The following is a 13,228-nucleotide window of genomic DNA, read 5'->3' on the forward strand; positions in this document are numbered from 1 at the left end:
CTATTTTCACTAAAATTTTTACGAAAAATTGATGTTGAAAAACGTCAATCTACTGCAACAATGCTAAAAGCTATTCGCTATAAGCAAAATGCAGTACTTAATCTATGATACAATGAAATTGATATACAGCTTCATGCTTTTCCTTTTTGGATTAGTGATTATAAACGCACAAAAAACTTTTACTGTTCAAGGCACTGTTCAGGATTTTCACGATAAAACTTTGCTTGAAAATGCAGAGGTGAAATTGGGGCAATTCTCTGCAAAAACAGATAAAAAAGGTGTTTTTACCTTTACAAAAATTCCTGCAGGAAATTATCAGCTCGTTGCCAAACATCCGCAATGCGACAATTATACTGAAAATGTGGGAGTCGATAGAGATTTGCATTTGGCAATTACGCTAGAACATCATGTAGGAGAAATTCAGACCGTTACTATCCACGGAAGTCATAAAACCAAAGGTTCTGTGGTGATGACGACTTTGGATCACTCGGAAATTGAAAGAAATTCTACTGAAAATCTAGGAAATCTATTGTCAAAATTATCCGGAGTTTCTACGTTGAAAACCGGAAATAATATCGCCAAACCCGTCATTCGAGGTTTGTATGGAAGCCGAATTTCTACCATAAACAACGGTGTGAAAATGGCAGAGCAAGAATGGGGTGTAGAGCACGCTCCCAATATCGATGTGAACGATTTTGAACATATTGATGTCATTAAAGGCGCTTCAGCATTGAAGTACGGAAATGAAGGAGTTGGTGGTGTTGTGGTTTTGGAACCCGCAGTTTTACCGAAGAAAGATACCGTGATGGGAAATATACGTTTATCGGGAATTTCTAACGGAAGAGGTGGCGAAATTGGCGTAAATGCTGCAAAAACCTGGCAAAACCAATGGTTTGTAAAGACGGGTGGAACGTACAGAAAAACCGGTGACCAATACATTCCGCATCATACTTTGCAAAATACTGGTCAGGAATTTAATTCGTTTAATTTTTCTTTCGGGAATCATAGTTTTAAGCAAGGTTTTGATGTGTCGTACAGCGGTGTAAACCAGGAGTTTGGAATTTACAAAGGCGCGCATTTATCGAGCCCGGAAGATTTCTACAATGCGGTGAATTTCGGACAGTCTTATTATTTAGATAATTTCAGTTATGATATTGACCATCCCAAGCAAGAAGTAGAGCACCATGTAGCGAAAATTTCGGCTTATAAAAGGTTTGCAGATTTTGGGAAACTGAGTTTTCAGTATAGTTTTCAATTAAACAGAAGAAAAGAATACGACATTAGGAGAGGTGATTTGAACGACCTTCCTTCGATGGATCTTCGATTGATAACGCATTCTGCAAGTCTTGTTCATCTTTTAGAAAGAGGAAATTGGAGCTTGGAAAGTGGTATTTCTGGAAATTTTCAGGATAATTACCCGAATCCTGCAACGAAAGCAAGACGTTTAATTCCAGATTATTATCGCTACGATGCGGGAGCTTTTTCTGTTTTCAAATATAGATTTACTTCTAAATTGAATGCAGAAGCAGCAGTAAGATATGATTTCAGCAGATATGATGCTTATAAATATTATGATACCGATAAATGGGAAGCCAATTATCAAGAACTTTTCCCAGAATTTGTGGTGAGCGAATCGGGAAGCAGAACGCTTACAAGACCTATTTTAGACTATCATAATGTATCGGCAAATTTGGGTTTAAATTATAAGCCTTTTGAGAATGTTGAATTGAAATTAAATCTTTCCAGGGCTGAAAGAACGCCCAATCCAGCCGAACTTTTTTCTGACGGATTACATCATTCTGCTGCGATTATGGAAGAAGGAAATTTAAGCATTCAAAAAGAAACAATTTATAATGTGAATCTTTCTTTGGCAGGACAATTTAATGTGTTGAAAGGTCTTCATGTGGAAATAAACCCTTATTTGATGAGTTCGGGGAATTTTATTAATCAAATTCCGACGAGCGTGATGAATTCCAATCGTGGAGTTTTCCCGGTGTGGACGTATCAACAAATTAAAGCGAGAATTCTTGGTGTTGATGCTGATGCGGAACTAAAAGTTACCGATAACATCAAATGGAAATCTGGATTTAGCATTTTGAAAGGTGACGACCTTTCGAATGATGAACCACTGATTTTGATGATGCCTGCAAAGCTGAGAAATTCATTAGATTTTACTCTAAATAAACCTAAAAATTTCTATCTAAGCTTAGAAAATCAAACAACTTTCAAGCAAAATCGTTACCCGATTAGAAATCTTCCGGTTACCTTTATTAAAGATGGAGTAGAGTATAATGAAGTAGTCGATTTCAGTTCTACACCAGCTGCTTATTCAATTTTTAATGCTTCTGTAGGAGCAGATATTGTGAAGAATCTGAATGTGAATTTCAGAATCAACAATATTTTTAATACAGAGTACAAAGAATACCTGAACCGTCTTCGATATTACATGTACGAGCCGGGAAGAAACTTTGTAGTTACTCTGAAATACAATTTTTAATTATTTACCTTTTTTTTCGTCCACTTTTTATCGGAGTCAAAAAATAAGGTTACTGAGCTTGTCGACGTAAGCGTTAAAAATTTTCTTTTGATAAAAAACGGATACTTATAACATTTAAAATTATTATGAAAAATATATTCAAACTTAGTTTAGTTTTATTGGCTGCATTTATTATTTCTTCTTGTAGAAACGGAGACGATGCCGTTCCGGAAGACGTTTTCGAGCACGACGAAATCGGAAGAGTAGTCTTGAAGGTTACCAATAAAGCCGATGCAACCGATGTTCAGACTGTAAATGTGATTTCGGGAGTTGCGGATAATCATATTCATTTGGTGGCTGGAAATACGTATTCAACCGAGTTAGATTTTCAAATAAAACATGGCGATCATTACGATTCTTCAGAAGAAATTGAGGAAGAAAAAGACCATCATTTCATTACTTATGCTTTGGCGGATGCTAATTTTACAGTTTTACGATCTGCCAATGATATTATTAGAACCGATAATCAAAAACTGGGTTTAAAAACTGAATGGACAGTAAATTCCGTATTGCCAACAGGAAAAGTGAACATTAAGTTGGTTCACAATCCTACAGCAGTAAACCAAGACTATCCTTCTGCGAGTAATCAATTAGGGCAAACTCAAGGTGGTGAAACCGATGTGGATATTGTTGTGGAAGTACATTAATATTTAATAAAAATAAATGAGTTTTGATAGGCATTAGTAATTAATGCCTTTTTTTATGTTTTTATTAAGAATAGCATAGACGTATTTTAATAAAAAATTTATATTTTTGCAACCTAAAAATTTAATCGATAATGAACGTTACAGCTCAAAATCATGATGATGTAAGTGCATTGCTTACAGTTACATTAGAAAAATCTGACTACAAAGATAGAGTAGAGAAGCAGTTGATCAATTATGCTAAAAATGCACAAGTACCTGGTTTCAGAAAAGGTAAAGTGCCTTTGAGCATGGTAAGAAGACAATATGAAGCAGGAATCGCGTTTGAAGAAATCAACAAGCAAGTTTCTGATGCTCTTAATAACTACGTAAACGAAAACAAATTAAGATTGGTAGGACAGCCTGTTCCACAGCCGGTAAACGAACTTAACTACAACGCAGATAAGATCGAAGTGGCTTTTGAAGTAGGTTTTGAACCAGAATTCTCTATTGATCTTGCTAAATATGAAGCGCCTCATTACAAAGTAGAAGCTTCTGAGAAAGAAATCAATAAAAGCATCGAAAACATGCAAAAGCGTTTCGCTGCACAAGAGCCTCAAGAAAAAATCAACAAAGATTCTTACGTAGCTCTAGAGATTTCTCAAGTGGTAGAAGAAGATGCTGAAGGAGAGCACCACCATGCTCCAAAAAGTGCTTTAATCAATGCTGAAAACAAAGAAGCTTTCAAATTGGTTAAGTCTTTGAAAATGGACGGTTCTGTGAAAGTTGCTAAAGAAACTTTAGCTGAAAACGAAGAGCTTGCAAAAGAACTTGGTTTCTCTAAAGAAGAAGTAGAGCACCTTCACCACGCTGAAGTAGAAGTGAAAGTAAAAGATTTCTATAGCTTGAAATTAGCTGAACTAAACCAAGAACTTTTCGATAAAGTTTACGGAGAAGGAAACATCACTACTGAAGATGCGCTTAAAGAAAAAGTAAAAACTGAACTAGACGAATACTTCCAGCAAAATGCAGACGTACACTTCGTAAACAAAGTGTTGGAGCAGGTTACTGAGAAAGAAGAAGTAAAACTTCCTGAGAACTTCTTGGTAAAATGGTTACTATTCTCTAACCAAAACATCCAATCTGAAGAACAAGCAAAAGAAATTCTTGAAGCTGAAAAAAATCAATTGAAATATCAAATCATCGAAGGTAAATTGATGACTGAAAATGATGTGAAAATTGATTACACAGACGTTTTAGGACAAGCTGAGCAATTGGTAAGAAATCAATTAGCAATCTACGGAATCCACCATTTAGGTGATGAAGAAATCCAAAAGTATGCTGTTGAAATGTTGAAAGACCAAGAGCAAGTAAGACAACTTTCTTCTGAAGTTGCTATGGCGAAATTAAAAGACGTAATCTTGGAAAAAGCAGCGAAAAAAGAAACTGCAATTTCTCACGACGAGTTTTTAGAAGAACTTAAAAAGTAATCACTTTTGTGAAAATATTATAATGCCGTTTGTACACACAAACGGCATTTTTATTTGAAAAAAACTATATCTTTACACCTTAAAACTTAATTTTAAAATGAAAAAAATCATTCTTCCATTTATATTTGCTTTAGCGGTTTCTGCACCAGTTGCAGCTCAGAAAGCACCTGCAAAAGCAACGACAGCAACTGCAAAATCTCAACTTACAGCACAAACAGTTATAGATAATTATTTGGTAGCTTTAGGAGGAAAAGCAAAACTTGAAGCGGTGAAAACCACCATTACAGATAATACAATGTCTGTACAAGGGATGGAATTGTCTATGACGACAAAGAAAATGGGTAATAAATTCAAATCTGTACAAAGCGTTATGGGACAAGAGATGTCTCAGGTTTTTGATGGAGAAAAAGGAGTTATTAACCAAATGGGTAATAAGATGGATATCCCTGCAGAAACTCTTCCTGAGCTTAAAAAAGGAAAAACTATCGACGCTTTAGGATATGATGCAGCAAGTTTTACAACTGTTGCTACTGAGCAATTAGAGGGTAAAGCGTATAACGTGCTTACTTCTGAAAAGGGGAAATTCTTCTTTGATGCATCTACAGGTCTTCTATATAAATCTGAAACAAATCAGGGAAGTGCCATCGTAAAAAGCTACCTTACTGTAGACGGAATTAAATTTCCAGAGCTAATTGAAGCAGAAGGAAATGGCCAGAAAATATCGATTAAAACAACTAAAGTTACCATCAACTCGGGAGTTACAGACGAAGATTTTAAAATCTAAGGATATCGTAAAATCAATAAAATAAGCCGGAACATTGTTCTGGCTTATTTTTTAACTAATATTTAACTCACTATCGGGTTTTATTTTCTTTTTATTGTGAATAATATTTTTAATTTTATCACGTTAATGTAACGAAAATTAATAATACATCAATTGCATGAAAAGAATCTTATTGTCAGTAGCGACAGTCGTACTTATGTCGTCTATTACTTTCGCACAAAACATTCCAACAGACCCATCTGTAAGAATCGGTACTCTTTCAAACGGAATGAAGTACTACATCAAAAAAAACACATTACCAGAGAAAAAAGTAGATTTCAGATTGGCGATTAACGCCGGTTCTATTCTTGAAGACGAAAACCAAAGAGGTCTTGCTCACTTTATGGAGCACATGAACTTCAACGGAACCAAAAACTTTCCAGACAACAAACTCGTAGATTTTCTACAGTCTATCGGAGTGAAATTCGGACAACACTTAAATGCTTACACAAGTTTCGACGAGACAGTTTATATGCTTCCTGTTCCTTTAGATAAACCGGGGAATTTAGATTCTGGTTTAAAGGTGATGGAAGATTGGGCTTTCAACGCGACGCTTACCGATGAGCAAATCAACAAAGAAAGAGGTGTTGTTTTGGAAGAATTGAGACTAGGTTTAGGCGCAGACAAAAGAATGTCGGATAAATATTTGCCTAAAATGCTGTATAAATCTCAGTATGCAAACAGACTTCCAATTGGGACAAAAGACGTTCTTCAAAACTTTAAACCAGATGTTATCAGACAATTTCATAAAGATTGGTACAGACCAGATTTAATGGCGATTGTGGTGGTAGGAGATATCAATGTAGATGAGGTTGAAAAAAAGATTAAAGAGAACTTCTCGAAGTACAAAAATCCTTCAAAACCTAGAGAAAGAAAAGTTTATGACCTTCCGAATCACAAAGAAACTTTAGTAGCGATTGAAACTGATCCGGATGCGACAAGTTCTATGGTTCAGTTTGTTATGAAAGATTCAGAAGCGTATCAACCAGACGTTACGGTAGAGCAATACAACCAAAGTTTAATTGAAAACCTGGCTTCAACAATGTTGAATAACAGATTGCGAGAGCTTGTAAACTCAAACAATCCTCCATTTACATTTGGCTCAGTTTATCATGGTGGAACCTATGCGAGAACCAAAGAAGCTTTCCAAGGTTTTGCTATGGTGAAAGAAGGAACACAGCTTAATGCGTTAAAAGTTCTTCTTGAAGAAACAGAAAGAGCGAAAAGATTCGGCTTTACACAAGGCGAATTAGACAGAGCGAAAGCACAAATTTTGTCGAATACAGAAAGAAGTTACAACAACAGAGATAAAACGGAAAGCGATGTTTTAGTAGATGAATATGTAAGAAACTTCCTTGAGAGCGAAGCAATCCCGGGAATTACGTGGGAATATGAAGACACAAAAACGTTTTTACCAACCGTAACTTTGGCGCAAACCAACGAGGTAATTAAAAAAATGGTGAAAGACGACAGTAGAGTAATTGTAATTACAGGTCCTAAAAAAGACAACGTTGCAATGCCTACTGAAGCAGCAGTTTTAAAAACTTTTGATGATGTAAAAATGGCAGATTTGAAGCCTTACCAAGAAAAGGCCACCATAAAAAATCTTGTAAAGCCATTTAAATCTGAAGGAAAAATTGCAAAAACAGAACAAGATTCAAAATTGGGCACCACAACGTGGACTTTAAGCAATGGTGCGAAAGTTACCTTCAAAAAGACAGACTTTAAAGACGATGAAATTGTTTTTACTTCAAGAAGTTTAGGGGGAAGTTCTCTAGTTAATGACGATGATTTTAGAAAAACTCAGTTTGCATTCCAAGCGCTTAGTGAAGCGGGTGTTGCTGGTTATTCTAAAGCAGATCTTACCAATTATCTTGCAGGGAAACAGGTAAACGTAAATCCTTCCATCGGAACGCTTACAGAAGGTATTTCAGGTAGAACTACCCAAAAAGATCTTTCTACAACTATGGAGCTTATCTATGCTTATTTTACAGGTTTAAATTATAATCCGGATGCATTCAATGCGTATAAAACGAAACAGTCTGCAATGCTGGATAATATGCTTTCTAATCCTCAGTTTTATTTCACAAGTGAGCACCAGAAATTTTTAAATCAGAAAAACCCAAGATTTGTAGGGATAATCCCGATGGAAAAAGATTGGGCGGCAACAGATTATAAAAAAGCTTACGATATTTATAAAGAGAAATTTGCTAATGCCGGAAACTTCCATTTTTATTTTGTAGGAAATATTGATGAAGCGAAATTTAAAAATGAAGTATTGCAATACATTGCAAGTTTACCTTCAACTGGGAAAACCACTAATTTTAAAGACACGGGCTACAGATCTATTGTTGGAGATTACACTAAGACCTATAAAAAAGGAAAAGACCCGAAAAGTATGGTTCAGATAACATATTCCGGAGAAACGTCTTACAACGAAAAAGAAGCTTTGGCTTTGGAAGCTCTAGGTGAAGTGGCAACCATTAAAGTTATCGAAAAACTTAGAGAAGACGAAAGCGGAATTTATGGTGGTGGAGCAAGAGGTTATATGGGAAAAGTTCCATACAACAGCTATTCTTTTAGTGTAAGCTTCCCTTGTGGACCTGAAAATGCAGATAAATTAACAAAAAGCGCAATCGCAGAAATTCAGAAGTTAATTGATAACGGACCAGAGCAAAAAGACCTTGATAAATACAAAGAAGGAGAGTATAACGACGATAAAACCAACATGAAAGATAATATGTACTGGATGAATAATCTAGCTAAAAATCAGTTGGATGGAAGCGATAAATATGAAATCCTAAATTATCAGGAAAAAGTAAAAGCACTTACCGTAAAAGACCTTCAAAATGTTGCGAAAAAATATCTGTCTAAAAACAGAATTGTAGCGACGTTAATGCCTGAAGATGGATGGCAAAACGCCCCCAAAACGGAAACTCCAAAAGCTGTAAAAGCTACAGTTGCAAAATAATTTTAGTCGATTATATATGAAAACAACCGCAGGATTTTTTTTCTGCGGTTGTTTGTTTTTATGATTTGAGTTATTGAATTTCTCTCAAACTCTCAAACTTATTACTCACCATATTCCTTCTTCCACTCTTCAGCAACATCGCTTAAAGTATTGTAGAAATCTTCACCATATTTTCTGGTTAAAGGTGTTTTTAGGAACTTGTACACAGGAACTTGCAATTCTTTTCCGAGAGTACAAGCGTCGCTGCAAACTTTCCATTCGTGATAGTTTAATGCAGAGAAAGTAGAATATTCTGTAATTCTGATAGGGTAAAGATGGCAAGAAATGGGTTTTTGCCAATCTACAACCCCGTCTTCGTACGCTTTTTCGATTCCGCACTTGGTAATTCCTTTTTCGTCGAAAGTTACGTAGGCGCATTCTCTGTCTTCCACCATTGGTGTTACGTACATTCCGTCCATCGGGTCGGTGGTCCAAGTTCCTTGTTCATCAAGCGCTTTTATTCCTTCTGCGGTAAGGTAAGGTTTTATTTTGTCGTAAATATTATCGAGAATTTCAAGCTCTTCTTTATCAAGAGGAGCTCCCACATCGCCTTCCACACAACACGCACCTTTGCATTTGCTTAGGTTGCACACAAATTCTTCAGAAAAAATATCTTCAGAAATTAATTTATCATCTATTTGAATCATAATCTTTTTTTTTAGTTAAATTAAATTTACTTCAAGCAAAACTCTGTAGCTTACCAAACTGATGATAATAAGCCAAAGACTTACCTCTTTCATCCAGTATTTAGGTAAGAATCTTAGCATTCTGCTTAAAATGATAGTCACCGGAAATGCCAACAACATAAGATATTCATAATTTTTATTCATATACAATATGATGGTAACAAGCTGTGCTAGAGAAAAAACCAGCAGAAAAGTATATTTATAACGACTTATGGGGCTCTTTTGATTGTAATATTTAAAATGATCATACACGGCGTAGATCAGCATTAATGCAATTGGAGTAAGAGGTAGAAGTGCGCGGTAATCTTCTAAAGGCCACATTTTTCCAAACGGAAAATATACAGCATCCCATTCTCTCATATTAAAAAAGTATGCGATAGAAAAATAATTAAACGCAATTAAAACAACTCCCAATAAAAACCTGAAAATATTAAGACCTACACGCTCAGAAGTTGCAAAAACGTGAATGACTACAAATACCGCCATTGGCCAGGTTGTAGGTAGAAATATAAAATTTAGAGAAGTAATTGCACCTACCAAAACGTAAGATTTTTTCCTTAAATCTTCATTGGTACTCGTTAATAAAAGCAATAAAAACGAATTGGTAAGTAATGCAACCGCAACACCGAGGTCGAGATGACCGGGATAAAGCCCAAAAATAAACACTGTATAGAGTAAAAGTGGGAGATGGGTCTGATAATTGAGCGCAATACTGTTGAAACAGAAATAGGCGAGCGCAACTCCCAAAAAGGTTATAGCAGTAATAATTGCTCCTAAAGTGCTGAAATCAAATATATTAAATAGAATTACTACGAAAAGAAGAAAACCGATATACACCGGAATTGAAAAAATATTGCTTTCTTTTGAAAGTAATTTAAACATTTTTTATAAATTTGTGCAAAGTTAATTTAAAAAAGGAAAATAATGACGTCTTTCTTTCTATTCTTAAGCAAAGTTTTCAAATGGTCTTTCGGTTTTTACGATACCTTCGGAAACGTATTAAACTGGATTCTATTTATAGTTTGCTGTGTACTTTTCACTTACTGGTGCTACGTTTTGGTAGTGAATCTTGGAGGTGATAAAGACAAAGATTACTATTCTCCTACAGAAGGAAAGCATCCTTATTACGATCCAAAGATCTACAAAAAAGAAGGTTAATTAATTGGTTATATAGAAAAAGACCGGTCAAATGTTTATTTGATCGGTCTTTTTATTATGCTTGTTTCGTTAATCATGTATTGGTAAAACCAAAACAGGGATTTTAGAATCTTTAGTAATTCCTTTGGTGAGACTTCCAACAAAAACATCGTAGATACCGCTTCTTCCATGGGATCCCATTACGATGTAATCTGCATTTTTTTCGTCAGCATACTGCAGAATGATTTCTTTAGCAACACCTTGTTTTAATAAATGTTCGCATGCAACATCATGCGCAAGAATTCTTTGGTTCAGCTTATTAAGCAAAAGAAGTTCTTCTCTTATTTCGTTCTCTTCAATTTCAGGAAAGTATTGATATCCCATATCTCCGATAGCGAAACCAATTTCCATGGGAGCAACATGGATAAGGTTTATTTTAGCTCCTAACTGTTTAGCAAATTTTATTGCTCCTTCTATTAGATAATCTGTTTTGTCGCCGAAATCTACCGGCACTACTATATTAATCATAGCTTTAAGTTTAGTGAATGGTTTTCATTAAAGGTACAAAAAATAATGCCGAAAACGAAATTTTACAGCACTCGAATATCTAAAATCTTCTCATTTTCTAGGTATCCTTCCAAAACATCGTTTTCAGAAACTTTACCAACACCTTCTGGCGTTCCTGTAAAAATTAAATCTCCTACTCTTAACGTAAAATATTGCGAAACAAACGCAATAATATCATCAATAGCGAAAATCATGTCTTTAGAATTCCCATCCTGAACTTTTTCTTTGTTCTTCAAAAGAGAAAACTGTAAAGCTTCAAGATTATAATTTTCTTTCTTAAAGAAATTTCCAACCACAGCAGAACCGTCAAAACCTTTTGCCAATTCCCAAGGTAGACCTTTAGATTTCAGCTCGCTTTGCACATCTCTTGCCGTAAAATCGATTCCTAAACCAATTTCGTCATAATGTTTGTGCGCCGTTTCTTTTTGGATGTATTTGCCACCTTTCGAGATTTTTACCACCACTTCCAATTCATAATGTACATCATTAGAAAATTCAGGAATGTAGAAATCGTTTCCTTTCAAAACCGCAGTATCGGGTTTTATAAAGATTACAGGTTTATCAGGAATGGCATTTCCCAGTTCTTTTGCGTGTTCGCTGTAATTTCTTCCTATGCAGATTATTTTCATAAATTATTGTTATTAAAAGAAACAAAATTATGCTTCATTACTTATTACTTATTTTTTTTAGGAGCTTTTTCCCGCTTTTCACTATATCTTTTGTTCCGCTTCGCTTCACAAAAGGATGCCGTTGCAATCGGGGCTATTTTTAAAAGAAAAGTTTACTTTCACTTCCTAAGCGAAGTTTTAATTATTTGAATATCTTCTCACTTATCTAAGCTTGCAGCTTCTATCTTCCAGCTAATGCTTAAACTTATTCCCACAAAAATAGCACACATAATTTTCAGCCGATAAAATAGAAATCCCAAAGAAACTTGTTGCACTATCATCCTTGTATAAATGATTTGAGCCACATTTTGGACATACAAAATCAAAATCTGGATTATCGATAGTGTGTTCTACTTCCAAAGAAAATTCTTCATTTTCTTTAAAGTCTTGCAAGATTTTTTCAGCATTTTCAAGGTCTTCTTCAAAAACTTGCAACTGAATTCCGCCAACAGCTTGCGAAAGCAACCAATCAGATTGTATCAGTTGTTCATTTGCAATAAAGCTATTGATGCCGTTTTCAGCCAAAATTTGTTTGTCGCGATTGGCTTCCAATGCGGTTTCATAAAACTTGAATTTAACCAAATTACTCATTCTTTTTAAATTTTTTGGTTTCTCTGAATAGTAAGCATTTCTCTACGATGAATGATTGATTTCCCACAGATTTCACAGATTTTTATGTGCTAAAGGAAAATCAAATATTTTCAACCTTTTTCGAACTTAATACACAATCAAATCTTTTGTCGCTAAAAAACTCCCGCAGATTACACAGATTTTCGCAGATAAAAATAAGCTTAACCCTTTTTTGAGCTTTTCACACGCAATCATTTGAACTTAAAGCGTTGCAAACTCTTTTGTGACTTTTTTGGTTAAAAAGCCTTTAAGACTTTCCCGTCAACTGAATTTTAGTAAAAACTTTTTTCGTGTACAAAGGGAAATCGGCGTTTTGTAACCACCCAAAATACCCCAAATCTTTCTGAAATACAGCTTTTACACCTTGTCCTTTATATTTTCCGAAGTTAAAAACTTCTTCATTTTTATCATTAAACCCGATAAAACCAGCCAAATCTGCATTTTTATTATGGAAAGTAAATTCACTCAAAGCGTTTACCTCATTCGGAATGTCTTCATATTTACCAACTTGCGCATCTAGAACTTCGAAAGTTGCCAAAACATCTGCTTCCGCAGAATGCGCATTTTCCAAAGTTTTTCCACAATAAAACTGATAAGCTGCACCTAAATTTCTTGGCTCTTTTTTATGGAAAATAGTTTGTGCATCAACCAATTTAAATTTACTTAAATCAAAATCAAATTCTGCACGCAACAACTCTTCTGCCAACAAAGGTACATCAAAACGGTTAGAATTGAAACCTCCCAAATCTGCGCCAGAAATCATTTCAACCACTTTTGCAGCAATTTCTTTGAAAGTTGGAGCATCTTTTACATCTTCATCGTAAATGCCATGAACGGCGCTAGATTCTGCAGGAATCGGCATTTCTGGATTTACTCTCCATGTTTTGCTTTCTCTGGAAGAATCTGGATTAACTTTTAAAATACAGATTTCAACGATACGGTCTTTTCCTACGTTGGTTCCTGTGGTTTCAAGATCGAAAATGCAAAGAGGTTTATGTAATTTTAAGTTCATTTTTTTTATTTAAAAATTTGAGAATGAGTTAATTTGAAAATGAAAA

General features: G+C 35.0%; 12 protein-coding genes. 6 read left to right on the forward strand and 6 right to left on the reverse strand.

The features are described 5' to 3' along the window. The first annotated feature begins 112 nt into the window (after positions 1-112). From AC2A1D_RS08590 to AC2A1D_RS08610, 5 genes are all read left to right on the forward strand, one after another. Positions 113-2,497, forward strand: coding sequence for a TonB-dependent receptor (locus tag AC2A1D_RS08590; RefSeq protein ID WP_484043218.1), 2,385 nt, complete (start codon positions 113-115; stop codon positions 2,495-2,497). Positions 2,498-2,622: 125 nt separating this feature from the next. Continuing rightward, positions 2,623-3,183, forward strand: coding sequence for a hypothetical protein (locus tag AC2A1D_RS08595; protein ID WP_484043219.1), 561 nt, complete (start codon positions 2,623-2,625; stop codon positions 3,181-3,183). Between the two features lie 131 nt (positions 3,184-3,314). Next, positions 3,315-4,649, forward strand: a complete 1,335-nt coding sequence (locus AC2A1D_RS08600) for a trigger factor (protein WP_484043220.1) — start codon at positions 3,315-3,317, stop codon at positions 4,647-4,649. A gap of 97 nt (positions 4,650-4,746) precedes the next feature. Beyond that, complete coding sequence (locus AC2A1D_RS08605) at positions 4,747-5,433, forward strand: hypothetical protein (RefSeq protein WP_484043221.1); 687 nt, start codon at positions 4,747-4,749, stop codon at positions 5,431-5,433. Positions 5,434-5,590: 157 nt separating this feature from the next. After that, positions 5,591-8,443, forward strand: coding sequence for a M16 family metallopeptidase (locus tag AC2A1D_RS08610; RefSeq protein WP_484043222.1), 2,853 nt, complete (start codon positions 5,591-5,593; stop codon positions 8,441-8,443). 101 nt (positions 8,444-8,544) lie between these two features. On the opposite strand, the gene AC2A1D_RS08615 is transcribed toward AC2A1D_RS08610, so the two are convergent. Both AC2A1D_RS08615 and AC2A1D_RS08620 read right to left on the reverse strand, forming a co-directional pair. Next, positions 8,545-9,129 carry a DUF3109 family protein gene (locus tag AC2A1D_RS08615; protein WP_484043223.1) on the reverse strand — a complete coding sequence of 195 codons (585 nt, stop codon included), beginning with the start codon at positions 9,127-9,129 and terminating at the stop codon, positions 8,545-8,547. Between the two features lie 15 nt (positions 9,130-9,144). Further along, positions 9,145-10,050: a DUF6427 family protein gene (locus AC2A1D_RS08620; protein ID WP_484043224.1), complete on the reverse strand. Its 906-nt coding sequence runs from the start codon at positions 10,048-10,050 to the stop codon at positions 9,145-9,147. A 42-nt stretch (positions 10,051-10,092) separates the two neighbouring features. Between AC2A1D_RS08620 and AC2A1D_RS08625 the strand changes: the two genes are divergently transcribed. After that, a complete protein-coding gene (locus tag AC2A1D_RS08625; RefSeq protein WP_484043225.1) occupies positions 10,093-10,326 on the forward strand; it encodes a DUF6341 family protein in 234 nt (77 codons plus the stop codon). Positions 10,327-10,395: 69 nt separating this feature from the next. On the opposite strand, the gene AC2A1D_RS08630 is transcribed toward AC2A1D_RS08625, so the two are convergent. The 4 genes from AC2A1D_RS08630 to AC2A1D_RS08645 all read right to left on the reverse strand — a co-directional run bounded on the left by AC2A1D_RS08630 (position 10,396) and on the right by AC2A1D_RS08645 (position 13,182). After that, positions 10,396-10,833 (reverse strand): universal stress protein, encoded by a 438-nt coding sequence (locus AC2A1D_RS08630; RefSeq protein WP_484043226.1) that lies wholly within the window; start codon positions 10,831-10,833, stop codon positions 10,396-10,398. A gap of 62 nt (positions 10,834-10,895) precedes the next feature. Continuing rightward, on the reverse strand, positions 10,896-11,501 hold the full coding sequence (locus AC2A1D_RS08635) for a fumarylacetoacetate hydrolase family protein (RefSeq protein ID WP_484043227.1): 606 nt from the start codon (positions 11,499-11,501) through the stop codon (positions 10,896-10,898). Between the two features lie 231 nt (positions 11,502-11,732). Then, on the reverse strand, positions 11,733-12,131 hold the full coding sequence (locus AC2A1D_RS08640) for a putative signal transducing protein (protein WP_484043228.1): 399 nt from the start codon (positions 12,129-12,131) through the stop codon (positions 11,733-11,735). Positions 12,132-12,417: 286 nt separating this feature from the next. Next, positions 12,418-13,182, reverse strand: a complete 765-nt coding sequence (locus AC2A1D_RS08645) for an exonuclease domain-containing protein (protein WP_484043229.1) — start codon at positions 13,180-13,182, stop codon at positions 12,418-12,420. Positions 13,183-13,228: the final 46 nt, after the last annotated feature.

This window comes from Chryseobacterium sp. HNCC26DJ239, assembly GCF_057180445.1.